We start from the raw sequence: 18,408 nt of genomic DNA on the forward strand, positions 1-18,408 counted from the left end.
TATTTCTTAGAGACTTTATAAGTAATAGGAGAAATCAAATTGTTGTACTCCTATAAAAATTATACCCAAAATACCTATAAACATAGCGAAACAGACAGCGTACGTACCACTGCCTGCTTCACCTTGTCCACTATCCCCTTGGAAGGTTCCCCAACCTTCCAAGATATATTCTACTAGATCACTGCGACCTATGCAAGTGTGTAATTCTTCTCTTTCGACTATAAACTTGCCGTTAATCTCTATCTGTATTATGATAGTAGAAATATATTCGATATTCATCAAGTCTTTACATAATGGACACAGAAATCGCTTAACTCCTTGAGGGCGGGCCGTAAAACTCCGAATCGTTCCTTAAACGGGATGGGACGGATTTTTTTATACATTCCCAGCGGTCCCTTCCCGCCGTCCTTGGCTCCAGGGACACTCGGCCATCCTTGGCCAGCGTTTTATGCTTGCCAAGTTTTCTTTATTTAGAGAGGAGACATACTGGACATGAAAAAAATTGGCTATTTAGGACCTAAAGGCAGCTTTTCTGAGGAGGCGATTCATTTATTTATAGCTTCTCAGCCTGAATTAAATGATTCACTGCCTGAGCTTATCGCATTCTCTACAATTCCACGATTGCTTTTCGCCTGTAATGATAATGAAATTGACTTGGCCTTTGTCCCTTTAGAGAACTCTACCGAAGGGCAAGTTGGAGTAACTATGGATACACTAGGTCAAACTGAGCACATCTTTATCACCAATGAGTTTATCCATTCCATTGACCAATGCCTTTTAGCACACGAACCTATGCCTCTGGAACAAATCGAGCGGGTTTATTCTCACGAACAGGCGATTGGGCAATGCAGGGATTTCCTGGAGAATCATCTCCCTAATGCACAACAAATCACTTGCCTGAGCACAGCTGAGGCAGCCCATAGAATTTCTTCGATTCGGGAAAACTGGGCGGCTATAGGTCCTCGTCGAGCTGCTCAACTATATAACCTTCACCTTGTAAGAGAATGCATTCAAGACGCTACATTAAATGCAACACGCTTTGTATTGGTTGGTCATAGCCTTGCAGAAATGTCTGGCGGCGAAGATAAAACCTCTCTTTTGGTTATTGCAGAAAATACCCCCGGCGCCCTATATCGTATTTTGGGTGAATTTGCCAAACGCCATATCAATCTAAGCCGTATTGAATCCCGTCCCTCAAAACGAAAACTGGGAGAGTATGTTTTCTTTGTTGATGTAGACGGTTATGTCTTTGCTCCCCTCATTCAAGATGTGCTTTGGGCACTTAAGGAAGAACATATTTCCGTTAAACTTCTTGGTTCTTACCCAAAAGCACACCCGCACGAGAGAGTATTTTAAGGAGTGAGAGTCATCCTCACTCCTTAATCTTTACATAGTCCATTTAGACTAATCTATAAACATTTTTTCAATTAGCTCAGCAATCCCTTCTGGTACACATAATGCAGCTTTTTTCTCTATCTTACTGTCTAATCCCTGCAGACCTAGAGGGATTCTCCATCCTGTAAATAGATTTAAACGCTCAAGAGCTTCCCATTCATCCTTACAACTCGCCTCTTGCTCTCCATCTAACGCTCTAATGACATTTGAGGAAAATTTAAAAGGGCTTGCCGTTGAAGCAATAACCGTGAATGTTTGATCGTTTGTTGCGGAAAGATAATCCTCGTACACTTTCATAGCAACTGCAGTGTGTGGATCAAAAACATATTGATAGGCTTTATAACTTCTTGCTATTGTCTCAAGAGTTTCCTCTTCATTCGCCCATCCTGCATAAACTGTATCTTGACATGCTTTCAGGGTAGTTGGATCAACTGTAAACGTCCCCTGATTACTTGCGTCATACCATGATTGAATCTTCTCTGCATTTCGCCCACTCATTTCATATAGAAACCGCTCAAAATTACTTGAGACTAAAATATCCATTGAAGGTGAGATCGTTTGAAAAAAGGCACGTTGACTCTGATAAACTCCAGTTGCAAAAAAATCTGCTAAGACATTATTAGTATTTGAAGCACATATTATCCGATTAATCGGAAGACCCATGACCTTAGCGTAGTACGCAGCCTGCAAGTTTCCAAAATTTCCAGTAGGGACTACCACATTCATCTTTCCCTCTGAGGTAATTTTCCCCTGGCTTACTGCTTGTAAATAAGCCCAGTAATAATATACTATTTGAGGCAAAAGCCGACCCCAGTTAATTGAATTAGCAGAGGAAAAGATTAAATTTCTCCCTTGAAGTTTTGCCTTTAAAGAATCTGAAGCAAAGATGTGCTTTACGGCTGTTTGACACTGATCAAAGTTCCCACCCACAACAGCCACTACATGAGTATTTGATCCCTCTGTTGTTGTCATTTGACGCTCTTGAACAGGACTCACACCACCATCTGGGTAAAAGACAACAATATGCATCCCTTTTCTGTTTTTAAACCCTTCTAAGGCAGCCTTTCCAGTATCACCGGAGGTTGCTACAAGAATTAATACATCTTCTTCCCTGTCAAACTGTTCAAGGCTAACCTTCATTAAGTCGGGCAATACTTGCAAGGCCATGTCTTTAAAAGCAGCCGTAGGTCCATGCCAAAGTTCCAACACTCCAAATCTCCCTAAGGATACCAAAGGTGCAGGGTCTTCTCTATCGAATCTGCCATCTGAATATACGTTGACTATTTCGGAAAGAGACTCCTCAGCGAAGTCCGCTAAATATGGCATCATGACACGTTTGGCGACATCACGATATGTTAACCCCTGAAGGTCTTTCCAATTCAAGTTGGGAAAAGTTGAAGGGACAAAAAGTCCCCCGCCCGGTACCATTCCTAATGTTATAGCTTGCGCTGCAGTTTGTCCATAAAGATTACCCCGTGTGCTTTCGTACAATACGTTTCCCTCCCAGACCTATTTAACTTGATTAATTATTTACAATCTATTCGCTGTATATTCGCCCTATAATAATAAATCTCCTTCTTAAAAGCTTAAATGCATAATTAAGTTCTGAAATCAGATCATAGTTTTAAAGGAAACCTATACTCTATTATCGAATACCATTGTGAAATATAGCAAAAAACGAAAGGAGATCGTGAATGTCTGATTACTCAATCCGCAAATATCGGCAAACTCTAATTATTGGACTTATAGGACTCATTAAAGGGCTTTTTCCGGGCGAACAACTTATAATTTCTCACTCTATCCTTGATGGTGTATATTGTGAACTCAAAAATTCAGTACTGTCTTCAAGGGAAATTCAGAAAATTGAAGACCACTTGAAGACTTGGGTGAATACAGATCAAACTATTCACTATGAGACTGGTAACGATCATTTATTTCATTGCCAAATAGAAGAGCAAATGATCACTACGATCTATCCTCCATTAGAGCGTTCTGGGACTTTAAAGCACTTTAAATTGATCCACTTTTTACCTGGGTTTATTCTGCTTTTTCCTAATGCCAATCATCCAGAATCGCTCTCTCCCTTTGTTCCACCGGAAAAACTATCTGCAACATTCTCCGAAACCCAGCGTTGGTTGGAGAACTTACATCTTTCTAACGTTCAAGATGTCAATGCAATTATTTCCGCCAAATCTTCTCAGGACCTGATCTATTTGGCTGAGGCCTTACATGAAAAGATGATCTCCTCAATTGCTGATCGTATCTTTAAGAAACGTTCCAAAGTCCGTGTTATCCTTATATCTGGGCCTACATCTTCTGGAAAAACAACCTTTGCCCAACGCTTGTCAACTCAATTACGCGTTAACGGTCTTCGCCCAGTTGCATTATCTCTTGATAATTACTTTCTACCTCGGGAAAAAACCCCCTTAGATTGCAATGGACAGTACGATTTTGAGTGCCTGGAAGCTCTCGATTTACCCCTTCTTGCTGCCCATTTAAATGCTCTGATTGGGGGATCAGAAGTTGAAACTCCGCTTTTTGATTTTGTATGCGGCGGGCGATGTCCTGCCGGGAGAACTATGCGTCTGGGTCCTGATGAAATTCTTGTTATAGAGGGAATACATGCACTTAACCCATCTTTACTTCCTTCACTTGATCGTACTCAAATGTTCAAGATATATGTTAGTGCCCTTTTCCAGCTCAATATTGATGCTTATACTCGAGTTCCCACTACAGAGGTTCGACTCATACGCCGTCTTGTAAGAGATTATAAATTCCGCGGGAGTGATCCTGCTCGAACTTTAGCCCAATGGGAAAGTGTTCGTCGAGGAGAAAACAACAATATCTTTCCTTATCAGGAAGAAGCAGATGTCATGTTTAATTCTAGCCTGCTATACGAACTCAACGCATTACGACCCTATGCCGAACATTTACTGATCTCTATAACTCCAGAATGCCCTCATTATGAGATGGCCGTTCACCTCTTAACCCTTTTATCCTTTTTTGATATATTAGATATTTCTACTGTTCCTTTCAACTCTATTTTAAGAGAGTTTTTAGGAGGAAGTGCCTACAATGTATAGCCCCATCTAATCACATAAAGGCAAAGTGCGAAGACGAGAATACTCTTCGCACTTTGCTTTTTATGCTATAACTAACCTAATTAACCTATTTGTCACTAGCAAGCTTACCAGCTTTAGCGTAATTTTCCTTTGGCATATCCCGAATAATTATTGAGACAGCTTCTGGCGCAGCCCCTGTTGATTCTATAATTGCCTGAGTGACTTTCTCTACGAGTGATCTTTTTTGTTCGAGTGTACGACCTTCTAATAATTCGATTTGTACAATTGGCATGAAATCCCCTCCCAATATTCTATTAACTGCTATCAATTCGCCTGATCTACCAATTCTTGAGAAACCTCTAAAATCGAAAATTTAAGGCCACGTCGTTCCGCAAGGTGGTAAATAAGTTCAGGTTGCTTTATTAATTGATCCTTTTCTATACGGAGGCATCGTTTTATGGCATATTCCAAGCGCAAGGCTTCACTCCATGTTTCAACCTCCCAAGCTTGTGCCAAAGTAACTGGAGGATGGGAGGCAGTGTACTTTGCTCCTTTGCCTCTTGTAACACCGCTGTTATGTTCTTTCACCCTCCGCATAAGATCTGTTGTCGCACCGGTATAGATTGTATTGTCACCACATCTTGCAAGGTAAACCCAATATCCCATAATTTACTCCTTAGGCCAAAACTCAAGGACTGGACGACTTGACAACAAATTCTGCTCAAAACATAAATCTAGATATTTATTTAGCCCTAAGACAAACGAGGGATCTAAACCATAGTTAAACTGTGTAAAGTAATCTCTCCAAAAATCCTGGGATCCTCCAAGCATGACTTGGCATGTCTCAATGATATTCTCTATATGGCACAGTGCCTTAGTTTTAGCCTCCAAGAGCAACTGATAAGTGGCCTGTATTTCTTGCTTCCTCTCTGTTAAGAGTTTTTTTGGGAATGCCCAAACCGCATATGTCATGGAACAGCCAGTATATTTAAGCCATTCCTCACCTAAATCATAGATATAACAATCAGGATGAAGAAGCGCTGCTTGAATAGCTGCATCCCCAATTAGGAGCGCTGCATCAGCTTTAGCAAACATCTCTTGAAGATTAGCGGACATGGTCAAATAGTTAGGAACTACTCCCTGGAAATGGTGAAGCAAAATCTTAGTAAGATTAACTGAGGTTGCAGATGTATCTGTCAAAGCGACGGTCAAACCGTGCAAGTTCTTTAAAGGCACTTTCGAAAATATCAGAATTGATCCTACTCGCCCTTTCGTAGAAACCGACAGATTGGGCAAAATCGCATATTCTTTCCAATGCTCTCCATAGGAAAACGCACTTATCGGTGCCATATCAATCCGTCCATCAGCCAACATTGCATTATGTCCCGTGGGCTCAGCGGTAACCGATTCCAGTAAAGGGTGGTCCTTTTGCAAAAAAAAGAACATAGGCAACATATTAGTGTTAGGGTTATGTCCGATTCGAATCATGCTTGTACCCCCATGTTATGCAAGTAATAAGTGTCATTCAATGATTTATTTTACGGTATTGCGTAGTTCCCCAATCATTTCAATTTTAACGATAACTTCATCCCCTGACTGTATAGCTCCAATTCCTTCAGGAGTACCAGTAAGTACTACGTCCCCAGGATTAAGCGTCATGACCTGAGACATAAAGCTCACCAGTTTTGGAACTGAAGTTATGAAATTCCGGGTATTCGAAGACTGCTTTATTTCACCATTGAGTATTGATTGTATGTCTAAGTGACTCGGATCAATATCTGTTACAACCCAAGGGCCGATTGGACAAAACGTGTCAAATGATTTTGCGCGAGTCCATTGAGTATCCTTTTTTTGCAAATCTCTTGCTGTTACGTCATTTGCACAAGTATAACCAAAAATAGCCTCTGCCGCTTCGCTTTCACTGACGTCCTTGACAGTTTTTCCGATAACTACAGCCAATTCTGCTTCATAATCAACACGTTGGCTTACTTTGGGACAGATGATCTCATCATTTGGGCCTATAACGCTGGATTGAGGCTTAATAAAAATGACTGGATCGGCAGGCAACGAATGTTCTAACTCTTTGGCATGCAAAGCATAATTAAGCCCCACACATATTACTTTATTGGGATCCACAGGAGCAAGCAAAGTAACCTCATTCAAGGATAATATAATATCGGTTGGTTTACTTGAAGGATCAATAAAAGGTCCATCGAGAACATGAATCCCCTCTCCTTCAATTTTTCCAAATCGAATTTCTTTTTCACTGTTTATAAACCGGACATATTTCATTGTGATCAACCCTCTCTATTTTCAACAAATTCACTTGACAAATTGCGGGTAAGTTTTACAGACTTTAGTAAGAGGACATTCTTCACAACGCGGTTTTCGAGCACTGCAGATTCTCCTTCCGTGAAAGATCAAAAGATGATGAACTAAAGACCATCTTTCCCGTGGAAATGTAAGCATGAGCTCTTCTTCAACCTTCTCTGGGGTCTTCTCGTAAGCTATCCCTAAGCGATTCGCAACTCGAAAAACGTGGGTATCAACCGCGATTGCCGGAATTCCAAAGGCATTGCTAACCACAACATTGGCAGTTTTTCGCCCTACACCCGGAAGAGCTCTCAGTAACTCAAGATCAGCAGGAACCTCTCCCTCGAAATTCTCAACGAGCACCTTGCAAGCGGCTAGAATATTCTTGGCCTTGTTATGAAAGAGTCCCAAAGAACGAATTATATTTTCAAGTGCGGGTTGCCCCAAGTTTATGATCCCTTCAGGAGTATTTGCCTCTGCAAATAGAGAAGCAGTCACAAGGTTCACTCTTTCGTCAGTACATTGAGCGGATAAGATTGTGGCTATCAATAGTTCAAAGGGCGTGTGAAACACTAACTCACAGTGAACATCAGGAAATCGCTCTTGTAAAGCATCAAAAATATACTGTGATACTTGCCCATCAGAACTAATCTTTGTCATATGTTACCTCCGCTAACTAGCTTAAAACTTCCTGAATAAAGATAGTTCGTTTCTCTACCATGTTGTACTCTTTCACGACATTTGACCCAAAGTCTGATTCGTCAAAAACTCGTACTATCGGCCTGGCAGGCATGCTCAAATTCTGATCAACCACAACCCCAATCTCACCGGTATTTAATTTTACTGTAACCCCAGTCGGATAAGCAGCAATATTTCTTAGAAATACCCTGACCAGTTCTAAGGGATAGAGTATACCAGCCAGACCCATTAGAATTTCACAAGCCTCATGCGGCATTATACGTTTTACATTGCTGTGGTCAGAAGTCAACTTGTCATAAAGATCCGTAATCGCTACCATCTGCGCTAAAGGGTGAATTTCACCTTCTTTCAACTGTCGTGGATAGCCTGTCCCATTCATATGTTCATGATGTTGAAAAGCAATGTGAGCAATGACTAAATTCAGATCTTTTCTTTTCCTAAGATCCTCAAAGCCCAGTGTTGTATGTGTTTTGAGAATCTCAACTTCTTCCGCTGTTAAGTCAACCTTGGAAATTAGCTTGGAATCCACTCGTACTTTTCCAATATCATGCAGGATTGCACCGATAGCCAAAGTCTCAATTTTTTCACGGTCAAGTAACAGGGCCTTCCCTAAAATAGTCGAAAGTACACAAACATTTACTGAATGAGCAAACATTTGGTTGTCCAAACTTCGCATTTCCATCATGTTAACTAGTATATCCTTTTTGAATAGAATCTCCTCAACGATTTTATTGATAATCCTTTTCAAATCAAAACCGTCGAACTCTTTTCCCAGTCGAACAGACCTTGTACTTTTCTCTAAAATCTCCATAGCCTCACGACGGTGTTCTTCACTAATAACATCCTCTACAATTACATCATCAAAACGATCATCCTCAATGTAAAGGATAGAAATCCCCATATCTCTTAATTTGGCAATATATAATGGAGTGAGTTTAACACCTTTACCTAAAAGGATTCTGCCCGCGCTGGAGAAAATAGTTTTACCCAAGACATCCCCCATTGTTAACGAATTAACACTTACTTGCCGCATATAGAGGTTTGCTCCTTCCTGTCGAAGCATATTATTTAACCATTATATAATCCTACACCATTTTTCGCTATTTTCACAGTCCATATTATATAGAAGTTGATGACGGGAATAGCAGTTGGTAGTATACTATAAAAGCGATGTCTAAAGTGAGGTATAATAATGTTTCTAGATGTATTCATAATATGCATTCTTGGTTTTGTTGCAGCAATGGTCGATGCAATTGCTGGAGGAGGAGGACTTATAAGTTTACCAGCATTACTAATGGTGGGTGTCCCCCCCCATCTAGCACTTGGAACTAATAAATTTGCAGCTTCCCTGGCTTCCTTAAACAGTTCTATAACCTTCGCTCGCTCTGGGAAAGTTCACTTTCCACTCGTCAAGTGGCAGATTCCTTTTACACTAATCGGTGCATTTCTAGGTGCTTGGACGGTTCTCAGTGTCAGTTCCGATTTTTTGAATAAAGCTGTCCTATTCTTAATTCTATTTGTTGGAATATACACTTTGTTCCATAAAAACTTAGGGATCGAGAATAAATTCAAGGAACTAAGTCCTTCAAGGATAGTTGCGGGCTGTCTATTTGCGTTGATCCTTGGATTCTACGATGGTTTTTTTGGTCCAGGAACAGGATCCTTCCTAATTTTTTCATTCATCGCATTGTTTGGATTCGATTTCGTCGTTGCATCTGCAAATTCCAAAGTTTTAAATTTCACAAGCAATATTGCTTCTCTTCTCCTCTTTGCTTGGAATGGGAAGATTCTCCTTTCTTATGGAATCCCCATGGCCATATTTATGATTTTAGGCTCTTATGTAGGCACGAAGCTTGCCATTCATCGTGGTGTTGAAATAGTGAAGCCTCTATTTGTTATAATGTCTCTATTAGTAGCTGCAAAACTAATTTTTCAGTATTTATAACTTACCATCTCAGGAACCGAAGCGACTGCTTATAAACTGTTGTCATTTAGTCTACTGTAACAATTGACTCCCGCTAGGGCTGCATAGCCTCCTATCGGGAGTCAATTTTCTACATATAACTATATAAATAAGTTCTATTTTGGGTCTTTATCCCACGATTCCGGACCTCTCGGATAACCCTGTGGATATTGAAGCTCTGGGTGTTTTTCATCAGCCAATCCGAATAATCGTATTCTTAACCAGTTTGGACCGGTTCGTGCACTAATTAATAAATACCCTTGAGTACTATTTCGAAAGCGAAAATCAAGAATTCCGTAAGATACTGTAGCATCTTGCCCTCTCATAACATAGGAAACCGGCAAGGAATGTGTGTGCCTCTCTTCAATAGACAGATTAGCTTGAAGTACAGCCTGATATAGCGTACTAGAGTCTTGGCAAATGCCTCCTCCAATGTCTTTGACCATCGACTGATTTACAAAGACAATGGCAGGGGAATAACCAGTAGCTACCGTACGTTCTCCAACTACCTCATTGAATGAAAATACTTCTCCAGGTGGAATTAATCGATTATCCAACGCCATAGTGGCTAAACGCACATTATTAGTTCGTTGCCCATCGTGAGGATTAAAATAGGTCGTGTAGTCTCCTAATTTATCTCCAATTTCAAATATATCATCCGTGCTGGGCCTAGCCGGAATAACATTCACAACAGCGTCAACATTTTTTTGTACCTGATCTTGGGAAATCTTTAACCAGGTCGCTTCAATATCAAGGTCTCTTCCCGATAGTCCGTCTGTCTTTTTCAATTGACCAGCATCAAACTTAATGGTTGCAACCTGGGCAGGTTGATTAATCAACCTGCTAAATTCTTGTAGCTGTGTAATAATTTCTGCTTGATCTAATCTAATGCTATCGGATGAAATGATCAAGGGTCGCGCCAGGTTTTGAAAAACATCTCCAACCCAAGAGCCCGTTGTAGCAGGGTAAACCTGATCTAACCAATGTTCAATCTCTGTATAAGTGTGTTCCCACTTCAAAGGATAAACTTGATCCTCATACGTAACAGTATTTGGGAGTTTTTCTCTTATTAGAGCAGATACTTGATCTCTACTTAATCCAGAAATATCCTGGTCCCATATCATTAACCCTGATGGTGCCCGGTCACGCGTATTGCCATACGAAATAACAGCTCCAAACCCCAGTGTAACACATAGTTGTAGCAATAAAGCTAAGATAAGAAACCTTGTTTTTTTCATAGTAGCTACATCCATTAATCTTTCTTAGTTTTTCTGCAAATGAGAGGTAACTTCCATCAACGTGCTTCTAGTTTTAATGTGAGTCACCATTTCAGGCGTAATGTATTCTCCAGCACGCAAAATATCCCCATTGTCTAAAATAATATCCTTCTCAACTTTTTTGCTGATGAAATATTGGAGTTGGCGTTGTTCAAACAGGTTAAAATCAGCTTCTAGCTCTTCAGATGCATCCACTTTCTCAATAAAATCTTCGGTACCGATGCCATCTTCATTTTCCGCAATATTCTGTAACAGATCAGGATTCTCTATTTGAGATATTGGTTCATCCTTGAATTTGGAATTGTCAAAGTCTTGGGGAATCGATTCCCCTTCAATAATCAGTAATTCCTTACCTAAAGTAATGATTTTTTCAGCCTCAATCTTTTGCATCTGTCCCTCTGATTCAAAAAGACAAGAAGCTATATAGCCGGTTTCCTCATCAATAATTATTTCTTTGACTTCTCCAATAAGTTGTCCCTTTTTCGTTAACACTTTTGTTCCTATTACTCGGATATCTTGCTTTAACAAATTCTGAATCTCTGTATTTTGCGCAACATCTTGTATTACTCCCTGATGTGGGACAGTAATTGCAAATTCTCCAATGCCTAAGATATCAGTGAAGGAAACGACCTTAGCACCAAAATAATCCGAAGGTTGGTCAATAATTATAAAATCCATAGATTTGCCCTGTGGGTTAAGAACCAAATCCTTGACAACCCCAATTTGTGTCCCGTCCGAAATACTAATAACACGCAAGCCAATTATTACTTTTGTCTTCTTCATAGGCTAAAGCCCCCTAATCATTAAAATATTTGTTAAGGTTTTCTTTGATCATCCATGTAACAAAGCGATGCTGAAGCACTGGATCAAATCGTGATATATTAGTTTTAACATGTATCTTTAACTCCGTTATAGCATAATCACGTTCCCCTAGATTGTTAAGCAACCAATAACAATCCATGATTAAACACAAGGCTAAATCCGGCATCGGATTAAGAGCTAATGCACGGAAAAAATAACAGGCTGCCTGTTGAAAGTTTTCTAAGTTTTTCTCTTTAAAACCTAAATCAATAAGTTCATCGATTGAAAGCGCCTTTTCAGAATCACAAATGCTCTCTTCCTCGACAGCCCGTTCTTCTTCAATTATGATCGTTTCTTCTTCTACAGGCTCTTTTTCATCCGTGATTTTTTCTTCTGCCACAAGTTCTTTTTCATCTGTGATCTTGATCTCTATCTCTGAATTAACGGAGATAGCCTCATGTACATCCAGTAATTCTTTATTGTTTCTTGTATTTCTATATAATTGTATTTTTGACCATATTGTACCAGAAACAATCAAAATCAGCACAAACAATATCCACCAAGTTGTCCTACCTGACCGAAGAGCTAAAGGAAACAATAATACAGCACAACACAATAAAACAGAAATTGCGAATGCTCTCATTCGGGATATACCAAATACCCTCGCTTGCCAAATCAAAAACGCAACAAATGGAATACTTATTAAAACAACGACAATTTGATATGTCAGAACATGGGCCCCCTCCTTATATTAAACAGTATTTATAAAAATTCGACAGAAGTCTTGTTTCTCCTTCTTATTACTCTTTCGAATTGCATTCTTTACTAAAGTTTCTTTTTGGAAAAAAATATATTATCAAAGGATTATTCAAATTTAGAGAGAATAATATAAACATTGTAGCCATATACAACATGTCTGCTCATCATACATGCTTAGATTTCGGTTTAGGGGGCATATCTATGTCTAGCGATCAGAGAAACGACCCGGAAGAAAAAACCTCTATGTTATTGGAAAGAATACAAACCTTAGAAAGTCAACTAGAAGAAATACGTCTGCAGACTAATGTTCTTTTAGATATTGCACGTGCACTTAATGCGTCCCTTGATCCAAGAGTGATTGCTGCCAATATTATTAGTGCAATTGCTTCACTTATTAGCATTGATCAAGCAAGCGTATGCCTTTACAATGAGAAAACGCAAGATTTTGAAGTTATTGGAGTCTTTGACTCACGTACAATATACCCTCAAATGCCACCAAATCTTGATTTGTCTTTTCTCGCTCAAGTATTATCTGAAGGTGTTACTTATTATTGCTCCCCAGGAGATAGAACACAGGATTGGGAATGGATATGTTGCTTACCCCTTCAGAATGCCCAGCACAAAACAGGCACTATAAATATTCACGCGATTCGACAGGCGGAGATAACTCCAGAACAAATGCAATTCTTAGAAACGGTTGCTGGTCACGCCACTTCTGCCTTGGAGAATGCTCTTCTTTATGCCATTGTAGAACGAGAATCAATTACTGACGGATTAACTGGCGTATATAATCATCGATACTTTCAAAAACGCTTGCATGAATATATTTCACTCTGTCAACGTCATAAACGATCGGTTACTTTTGGCTTACTCATGATTGATGTTGACAACTTCAAACAATTTAATGACCGCTTCGGACATCAATTCGGAGATACAGTATTACAAATTATCGTGAGAGAACTTAGAAATAATTTAAGAGAAGAGGATCTAATTGCCCGTTATGGAGGAGAAGAATTTGCCATTCTTATTCCAGAGGCAACACAAAAGATCGTATTATTTATCAGCGAGAAAATTCGAGAAGTCGTGGAGAAAACCCAAGTTTACAATCAAATAATCGGTATGAATGTTTCTGTTACTGTAAGTATTGGCGTCACACTTTGGCGTTCCACTGATACTCCTGCTTCCGTAATAATGCGAGCAGATCATGCCCTGTATGAAGCAAAAACAACGGGCCGAAATCAAAGTATCTTTAGGTAAATAATTTCTTTTTAATTTACCTGTACAAACATGAAAAACACCCCTTTAATCGAGGGGTGTTTTTGGGTGATTACATTTAACTTGTATTACCATTTATTAAGCTTCAATCGCTCTAGGCATTCTGCCATCATTTTTCGGCAAATTTACAGCTACTTTAACAAGTTGAACGCATGAAGCAGCGATAACAACTGCGCATCCTCCCAGAAATCCACCGATGATTAGTATAGGAATGAAAGCTAACATAAAAACGCCCCCTTCACTCAAAACTTTGTTTTTCTTTTCACTATCGTATTTAACTACGTCATTAATCGTTCTGATCTTCATCATCATATTATCATATATGATTAATAAAAGAAAGTGATTGTGTTCACTTTCCTAAAGTTCTACTCTTCTGAATTATTTCAATTTTATGTTTTTAGTTATCTCCAGATGGTGCCTTGAACCTCACAACGAACTTGTCTTCTAGTAAAATCATCAACCCATTTTTGAAACACCTCAGCTTCTTGTCCGTGAACATGAACAAGAAGTTCAATTACGTCTCTAAAGTCTTCCTTTTCAATTATCCAATTATGTTGGTCAAATTGATACTTAAGCATTTCAAACCATTCATAAGGCACACTTAATACATATATTTGATAGAGTGCCAATTCTTTTAGTTCTGTCTCATTAATTAGTTGCCGGGCAGTTCCTCCATAAGCTCTAGACAACCCGCCGGTCCCCAGTAATACTCCTCCAAAATACCTTACTACAACCAATAATACGTTCCAAATATTTCGATGTTGCAGAATATCCAGTATTGGCCGGCCACCTGTCCCTTGAGGTTCACCATCGTCTGAGGATTTCTCAATAAACCCGTCATGCAGTCGATATGCATAGACGTAGTGACGTGCATTTGGATACTCTTCGCGAATATTCTGCATAGCTTTATCAATTTGCTCCACAGTTGTCAGCGGAACCGCAATACCAATAAAGCGAGATTTATCAATTATCCGTTCCCATGTTTTCCGCTCAGGTAATGTATTAAATCCGTCCACGTTACATCCCCTGTTTGCGAGTTTGTGTTTTAGCAAGAAAAGGTTCAATATCGATTATAAAACGTTCATGCATTCCAAGACCAATTTGACCCGCTTCATCACATACTTCAACTGAAAAAACCAGTTGCCGACGGTTTATTTCAACAAGTTCAGCCGTTGCAAAGACGTTAGCGCCTAAGGGTGTTGCCGCACTATGTTTAATAGTCAAGGAAGTCCCCACACTGGATTGTCCAACAGGCAATGCTAAAGAATTTACAGCAGCTTGTTCCATTAGCGCCACCATTGCTGGCGTCGCGAAGACTTCAAGTTGTCCACTTCCCATTGCCCTAGCAGTATTTGAAGCAGTTACCGTTGTCTTAGCCTGACCTTTTCTTCCGACATTTAAACCCAAAGTGAACACATCCTATTCTCGTAATATTGTAGGTATTGTCATTATTCTATCATAAAACAGCTAATAGCGTCGTGAATTTTTCACAACGCTATTAGCTGTTTTATGGCTCTATTCTACATCCTAGCGACCCAATAGCCGATGTACCCAACAACAATTATGCCTACAATGTGAAGTACCCACCATCCTGTGCGAAACGCTCCCCAAGTCCCTAAGTCAATTCGCTCTCGTAAATCGCTCATTTTTTTCACCTTACTAGTTATTTTTTAATGATGAGCACCTTGTGAAATACCACTAAGGGCATCACCGGCTTCATTTACGTGTATTTTCTCAGTGGCTAAGTCACCTAAGGCAACTATTCCAATTATCTTCCCCTGCTCAGTAACCGGTAATCTCCTAATTTGATATTCAGCCATTATACGTGCGGCTTCGTGCACATCTTGGTCAGAAGTAACTGTGATAACCTCTGAATTCATGATATCTTTAGCAGATGTGCTTTGAATATTTTTACCGTCTGCTATAACCTGAAGGACAATATCCCGATCGGTAATGATACCTAGTACTTTATTCCCTTCACAAACAGGAATTGACCCTATATCACTGCTCCTCATCAACCGTGCTATGTCTACAATTGAAGAACTCGGAGTAACCGACTCAACTTGGCTTGTCATAACGTCACGAACTTTCATGCTTATCCCTTCCTTTTCACAATATTCATATGTAACAACGATAGTATGTACATCTTTGCAAAGAATCATGCAGAGAAATTAAGAAACACAGCCCCTATTTTGGGCAAAAAATTAGTATGATAACTATAAAAAAAACCGTTTAGCAACGGTTTTTTTATTAGCAAAAGGATTTGAATAGGATTCACAGCTCATGGTTTTTTCCCTGAAACTATGGCGACAACACCACCGGCCAAATTATTGAAGGTTACATCTTTTAAACCGCACTCTGTGAAGATACGAGCTAATTCTTCTTGAGCCGGGAACTCTCGGGCTGAGTCGTGAAGATATTGATACGCACTGGCTTTTCTTGCCCAAAACTTGCCCATTAAGGGAACGAGCTTATCGAAATATAACCAATATGCTTGTTTAAAACCCAGCAGTGAAGGTTTTGCCATATCAAGAGATACAACTTTCCCGCCCGGCTTAACTGTTCTCGCCATTTCTCGCAATCCCTGTCTCAAATCCGGTAAATTTCTTAATCCCCAGCCCACAGTTGCACCGTCAAACGAATTATCTTGAAAAGGAAGCTCCATTGCATTCCCTTGAATAAATCGAATATGAGCCGGATTTGATACTTGGCTCAAGGATTTTTCTGCTACTTCCAGCATCTTTTGCGAAAAATCCAAGCCTGTTACATTCCCTTCAGGCCCAACAACATTTCCAATTTCCATTGAAAGTTGTCCTGTCCCACAGCAAACATCAAGTATATGCATACCAGACGTTGCCCCGACCTTTTGAACCGCAAGACGCCGCCATCTTTTATCCATTCCTAAGCTCATTAAGCTATTCATCAAGTCATAACGCCCTGCTATAGAATTAAACGTCTCTTTCACATAAGTGGCCTTATCTTTCCCTGCAAAATCCATCGCAATCTCCCTATCTGTTGATTTTGTTTAAAATAGTATTGACATTTTCTTAAATACTACCCCTACATTAACTATTTGTCTAGAGACCAGTCTCTTTATGTTCAATGTATTACATTTCAATATTAATGATCAAGTATATTGTTTTTGTTTGACCTTATTCCTGACAGGAATTATACTGTAATAAACAGTATACTGTAACAAACAGTACGAAGGGGGCATAGTCTTGTATCGTTCAAAACAAAGCCGTCACAATAACGCATTTATTCTCCTCTTTCTAGAGGAATCCTCATCTGCCTATGGAGCACAGATTCTCTCTAGCTTACAGACAGAAATGCCTTATTGCTTAACGGACAGTCCCAGTGTTTACCGCGCCCTTCAGGAAATGGAAGCAAAACAATGGGTGAAATCAACTTGGCAGACCTCAGACAAGAGTCCTCCTCGAAAATGGTACACCATCACTACCCTCGGAAGCACTGCACTTCATGATTATGCTAAGGATATTGTCCAACGGCATGCTAATTTCGAATTTTTTCTTACCCACTACGCTCTTATTAATAATGACAAGACCGAAAGGAGCTCTCAAAATGAAACCTAAGCAACCTATTGAGTATTCGACGATCGGAATATTATCTTTGGCTCACATGCTTAATGATATGTACAGTAACTATCTTCCTCAAATGCTTCCTTTTCTGGTTGCAGCAACGGCTCTCAGTACCACTAGAGCAGCCATTTTAGTATCAGCGTTTACTATTAGCTCTTCGTTCATTCAGCCAATCTTTGGTTACTTCCTCGACCGGCAGGGGAAGCGTTGGCTTGTCCATGTGGGCACCCTATGGATGGCGATTATGCTCAGTTTGACCGGTCTTGTCACTAACTACCTCCTGCTTGTTTTCCTAGCTACCTTGGCAGGTCTTGGAACTGCCGCCTTCCATCCTCAAGCTTCAACAATGATTACTGTTGTCAGCGGTGACCGAAAAGCAGTTCTCTTATCTACTTTTATAGCTTTTGGAAATATTGGCTTTGCTCTCAGCCCGCTTTTACTGGTTCCCTTGTTTCAAACCTATGGTCTTAGCGCTACTGTTTATACGGTTATCCCAGGAATATTAGTCGCCTTGTTACTCTTTTTCTTTGCCCCCAAGAATAATGTCCTTGGCGGAAACGCTCCTACTTTATCCGAAGTATTACATTCTTTACAAACTGCACGCAAGGAACTCTTAGCTATTACCAGTGTTATTGCGATTCGTGCATTAGCCTATACTGGATTGTTAACCATTCTTCCCTTATATTTTCTAGCACAAAATCTTTCTTCAATTGCCTCTAGTCATTTAGTTTTCATTATGCTGTTTTCTGGAGCAATTGGCGGAATCTTAGGTGGATATATTTCAGATCGTTATGGCCGCAAACTCTTAATTGTCAGTTCGCTGATCCTAGCCACTCCTCTATTTTATGGCTTTTCACACACGCAAGGTATTTTGAGTATTATTTTCTTAGCCCTTGCTGGTGCTTCTCTATTATCCAGCTTTTCTGTGACCGTTGTTGCAGCCCAAGAAGCCATTCCTAATAATAAGTCTTTAGCATCCGGATTAACCATGGGCTTTGCCGGAGGAATCGGAGGTCTACTGGTTATTATAATCGGTCATATAGGAGATCTTTACGGTTTAGCAACGGCAATTTCCGTTTTATTCTTTCTTCCCCTTGTTGCAGGAATTATCGCCTTATTCATGAAAAACCGACCTTCAGCAAAAGCAGAACGAATAGCCGCACGATAAGCATTATAGAGTATAGCTTAGACAAATGAAGAGAAGAAAACCGATAGAGTACAATTAAGTTCGCAAAATTAAAAAAGGGAAAACCATCGGTTACTCC

Annotated in this window: 22 protein-coding genes; 6 read left to right on the forward strand and 16 right to left on the reverse strand. The window is 39.8% G+C overall.

Annotated elements, in window-relative coordinates; genetic code table 11:
- The first annotated feature begins 492 nt into the window (after nucleotides 1-492).
- Complete coding sequence (gene pheA / locus LJE72_RS13930; protein WP_229248250.1) at nucleotides 493-1,356, forward strand: prephenate dehydratase; 864 nt, start codon at nucleotides 493-495, stop codon at nucleotides 1,354-1,356.
- A 48-nt stretch (nucleotides 1,357-1,404) separates the two neighbouring features.
- On the opposite strand, the gene thrC is transcribed toward pheA, so the two are convergent.
- Nucleotides 1,405-2,886: a threonine synthase gene (thrC, locus tag LJE72_RS13935; RefSeq protein ID WP_229248251.1), complete on the reverse strand. Its 1,482-nt coding sequence runs from the start codon at nucleotides 2,884-2,886 to the stop codon at nucleotides 1,405-1,407.
- Between the two features lie 203 nt (nucleotides 2,887-3,089).
- Here thrC and LJE72_RS13940 point away from each other — a divergent pair, with 203 nt between their 5' ends.
- Entirely contained in the window at nucleotides 3,090-4,478 is a 1,389-nt protein-coding gene (locus tag LJE72_RS13940; protein ID WP_229248252.1) for a uridine kinase family protein, read from the forward strand.
- A gap of 85 nt (nucleotides 4,479-4,563) precedes the next feature.
- Here the strand turns inward: LJE72_RS13940 and LJE72_RS13945 are convergent, their stop codons facing one another.
- Genes LJE72_RS13945 through LJE72_RS13970 form a run of 6 tightly spaced genes read right to left on the reverse strand, consistent with a single transcriptional unit; the run spans nucleotide 4,564 to nucleotide 8,502 of the window.
- Complete coding sequence (locus tag LJE72_RS13945) at nucleotides 4,564-4,749, reverse strand: 4-oxalocrotonate tautomerase (protein WP_229248253.1); 186 nt, start codon at nucleotides 4,747-4,749, stop codon at nucleotides 4,564-4,566.
- Between the two features lie 32 nt (nucleotides 4,750-4,781).
- Nucleotides 4,782-5,123 (reverse strand): GIY-YIG nuclease family protein, encoded by a 342-nt coding sequence (locus LJE72_RS13950; protein WP_229248254.1) that lies wholly within the window; start codon nucleotides 5,121-5,123, stop codon nucleotides 4,782-4,784.
- Between the two features lie 3 nt (nucleotides 5,124-5,126).
- Nucleotides 5,127-5,945: a menaquinone biosynthetic enzyme MqnA/MqnD family protein gene (locus tag LJE72_RS13955; protein ID WP_229248256.1), complete on the reverse strand. Its 819-nt coding sequence runs from the start codon at nucleotides 5,943-5,945 to the stop codon at nucleotides 5,127-5,129.
- A 45-nt stretch (nucleotides 5,946-5,990) separates the two neighbouring features.
- Complete coding sequence (locus tag LJE72_RS13960) at nucleotides 5,991-6,749, reverse strand: fumarylacetoacetate hydrolase family protein (RefSeq protein ID WP_229248257.1); 759 nt, start codon at nucleotides 6,747-6,749, stop codon at nucleotides 5,991-5,993.
- Nucleotides 6,750-6,779: 30 nt separating this feature from the next.
- Nucleotides 6,780-7,430: an endonuclease III gene (gene nth, locus LJE72_RS13965; protein WP_229248258.1), complete on the reverse strand. Its 651-nt coding sequence runs from the start codon at nucleotides 7,428-7,430 to the stop codon at nucleotides 6,780-6,782.
- Between the two features lie 16 nt (nucleotides 7,431-7,446).
- Nucleotides 7,447-8,502, reverse strand: a complete 1,056-nt coding sequence (locus tag LJE72_RS13970) for an HD-GYP domain-containing protein (protein ID WP_229248259.1) — start codon at nucleotides 8,500-8,502, stop codon at nucleotides 7,447-7,449.
- A 159-nt stretch (nucleotides 8,503-8,661) separates the two neighbouring features.
- Between LJE72_RS13970 and LJE72_RS13975 the strand changes: the two genes are divergently transcribed.
- Nucleotides 8,662-9,414: a TSUP family transporter gene (locus tag LJE72_RS13975; protein WP_229248260.1), complete on the forward strand. Its 753-nt coding sequence runs from the start codon at nucleotides 8,662-8,664 to the stop codon at nucleotides 9,412-9,414.
- 134 nt (nucleotides 9,415-9,548) lie between these two features.
- Here LJE72_RS13975 and LJE72_RS13980 read toward each other — a convergent pair whose 3' ends face one another.
- From LJE72_RS13980 to LJE72_RS13990, 3 genes are read right to left on the reverse strand one after another with little or no spacing between them, the layout of a single operon-like run.
- The gene (locus LJE72_RS13980) at nucleotides 9,549-10,670 is read right to left on the reverse strand and encodes a VanW family protein (protein WP_229248261.1); all 1,122 of its coding nucleotides are present in this window, start codon (nucleotides 10,668-10,670) and stop codon (nucleotides 9,549-9,551) included.
- A gap of 24 nt (nucleotides 10,671-10,694) precedes the next feature.
- Nucleotides 10,695-11,492: a PRC-barrel domain-containing protein gene (locus tag LJE72_RS13985; protein ID WP_229248262.1), complete on the reverse strand. Its 798-nt coding sequence runs from the start codon at nucleotides 11,490-11,492 to the stop codon at nucleotides 10,695-10,697.
- Between the two features lie 13 nt (nucleotides 11,493-11,505).
- Nucleotides 11,506-12,057: a hypothetical protein gene (locus tag LJE72_RS13990; protein WP_229248263.1), complete on the reverse strand. Its 552-nt coding sequence runs from the start codon at nucleotides 12,055-12,057 to the stop codon at nucleotides 11,506-11,508.
- Nucleotides 12,058-12,470: 413 nt separating this feature from the next.
- On the opposite strand from LJE72_RS13990, the gene LJE72_RS13995 reads away from it, so the two are divergent.
- Nucleotides 12,471-13,526 (forward strand): sensor domain-containing diguanylate cyclase, encoded by a 1,056-nt coding sequence (locus LJE72_RS13995; RefSeq protein WP_229248265.1) that lies wholly within the window; start codon nucleotides 12,471-12,473, stop codon nucleotides 13,524-13,526.
- A gap of 96 nt (nucleotides 13,527-13,622) precedes the next feature.
- Here the strand turns inward: LJE72_RS13995 and LJE72_RS14000 are convergent, their stop codons facing one another.
- From LJE72_RS14000 to LJE72_RS14020, 6 genes are all read right to left on the reverse strand, one after another.
- Nucleotides 13,623-13,769 (reverse strand): hypothetical protein, encoded by a 147-nt coding sequence (locus LJE72_RS14000; protein WP_229248266.1) that lies wholly within the window; start codon nucleotides 13,767-13,769, stop codon nucleotides 13,623-13,625.
- 176 nt (nucleotides 13,770-13,945) lie between these two features.
- Nucleotides 13,946-14,560 (reverse strand): IMPACT family protein, encoded by a 615-nt coding sequence (locus LJE72_RS14005; protein ID WP_229248267.1) that lies wholly within the window; start codon nucleotides 14,558-14,560, stop codon nucleotides 13,946-13,948.
- 1 nt (nucleotide 14,561) lies between these two features.
- The gene (locus tag LJE72_RS14010; RefSeq protein WP_229248268.1) at nucleotides 14,562-14,951 is read right to left on the reverse strand and encodes a thioesterase family protein; all 390 of its coding nucleotides are present in this window, start codon (nucleotides 14,949-14,951) and stop codon (nucleotides 14,562-14,564) included.
- A 113-nt stretch (nucleotides 14,952-15,064) separates the two neighbouring features.
- Complete coding sequence (locus LJE72_RS26295) at nucleotides 15,065-15,190, reverse strand: hypothetical protein (protein ID WP_282437908.1); 126 nt, start codon at nucleotides 15,188-15,190, stop codon at nucleotides 15,065-15,067.
- 24 nt (nucleotides 15,191-15,214) lie between these two features.
- Nucleotides 15,215-15,637: a CBS domain-containing protein gene (locus LJE72_RS14015; RefSeq protein ID WP_229248269.1), complete on the reverse strand. Its 423-nt coding sequence runs from the start codon at nucleotides 15,635-15,637 to the stop codon at nucleotides 15,215-15,217.
- A 188-nt stretch (nucleotides 15,638-15,825) separates the two neighbouring features.
- The gene (locus LJE72_RS14020) at nucleotides 15,826-16,542 is read right to left on the reverse strand and encodes a demethylmenaquinone methyltransferase (RefSeq protein WP_229248270.1); all 717 of its coding nucleotides are present in this window, start codon (nucleotides 16,540-16,542) and stop codon (nucleotides 15,826-15,828) included.
- Between the two features lie 223 nt (nucleotides 16,543-16,765).
- Here LJE72_RS14020 and LJE72_RS14025 point away from each other — a divergent pair, with 223 nt between their 5' ends.
- Both LJE72_RS14025 and LJE72_RS14030 read left to right on the forward strand, forming a co-directional pair.
- Entirely contained in the window at nucleotides 16,766-17,137 is a 372-nt protein-coding gene (locus tag LJE72_RS14025) for a PadR family transcriptional regulator (RefSeq protein WP_229248271.1), read from the forward strand.
- Nucleotides 17,127-18,311 (forward strand): MFS transporter, encoded by a 1,185-nt coding sequence (locus tag LJE72_RS14030; RefSeq protein WP_229248272.1) that lies wholly within the window; start codon nucleotides 17,127-17,129, stop codon nucleotides 18,309-18,311. The genes LJE72_RS14025 and LJE72_RS14030 overlap by 11 nt, the downstream gene beginning before the upstream one ends.
- Nucleotides 18,312-18,408: the final 97 nt, after the last annotated feature.

The sequence above is a fragment of the Desulfosporosinus shakirovi genome (assembly GCF_020595055.1).
Taxonomy (GTDB): domain Bacteria; phylum Bacillota; class Desulfitobacteriia; order Desulfitobacteriales; family Desulfitobacteriaceae; genus Desulfosporosinus; species Desulfosporosinus shakirovi.

Coding starts and splice junctions, on each gene's coding strand:
- pheA (WP_229248250.1), top strand. CDS start 493: ATGAAAAAAATTGGCTATTTAGGACCTAAAGGCAGCTTTTCTGAGGAG.
- LJE72_RS13940 (WP_229248252.1), top strand. CDS start 3,090: ATGTCTGATTACTCAATCCGCAAATATCGGCAAACTCTAATTATTGGA.
- LJE72_RS13945 (WP_229248253.1), bottom strand. CDS start 4,749: ATGCCAATTGTACAAATCGAATTATTAGAAGGTCGTACACTCGAACAA.
- LJE72_RS13950 (WP_229248254.1), bottom strand. CDS start 5,123: ATGGGATATTGGGTTTACCTTGCAAGATGTGGTGACAATACAATCTAT.
- LJE72_RS13955 (WP_229248256.1), bottom strand. CDS start 5,945: ATGATTCGAATCGGACATAACCCTAACACTAATATGTTGCCTATGTTC.
- LJE72_RS13960 (WP_229248257.1), bottom strand. CDS start 6,749: ATGAAATATGTCCGGTTTATAAACAGTGAAAAAGAAATTCGATTTGGA.
- nth (WP_229248258.1), bottom strand. CDS start 7,430: ATGACAAAGATTAGTTCTGATGGGCAAGTATCACAGTATATTTTTGAT.
- LJE72_RS13970 (WP_229248259.1), bottom strand. CDS start 8,502: ATGCGGCAAGTAAGTGTTAATTCGTTAACAATGGGGGATGTCTTGGGT.
- LJE72_RS13975 (WP_229248260.1), top strand. CDS start 8,662: ATGTTTCTAGATGTATTCATAATATGCATTCTTGGTTTTGTTGCAGCA.
- LJE72_RS13980 (WP_229248261.1), bottom strand. CDS start 10,670: ATGAAAAAAACAAGGTTTCTTATCTTAGCTTTATTGCTACAACTATGT.
- LJE72_RS13985 (WP_229248262.1), bottom strand. CDS start 11,492: ATGAAGAAGACAAAAGTAATAATTGGCTTGCGTGTTATTAGTATTTCG.
- LJE72_RS13995 (WP_229248265.1), top strand. CDS start 12,471: ATGTCTAGCGATCAGAGAAACGACCCGGAAGAAAAAACCTCTATGTTA.
- LJE72_RS14000 (WP_229248266.1), bottom strand. CDS start 13,769: ATGTTAGCTTTCATTCCTATACTAATCATCGGTGGATTTCTGGGAGGA.
- LJE72_RS26295 (WP_282437908.1), bottom strand. CDS start 15,190: ATGAGCGATTTACGAGAGCGAATTGACTTAGGGACTTGGGGAGCGTTT.
- LJE72_RS14015 (WP_229248269.1), bottom strand. CDS start 15,637: ATGAAAGTTCGTGACGTTATGACAAGCCAAGTTGAGTCGGTTACTCCG.
- LJE72_RS14020 (WP_229248270.1), bottom strand. CDS start 16,542: ATGGATTTTGCAGGGAAAGATAAGGCCACTTATGTGAAAGAGACGTTT.
- LJE72_RS14030 (WP_229248272.1), top strand. CDS start 17,127: ATGAAACCTAAGCAACCTATTGAGTATTCGACGATCGGAATATTATCT.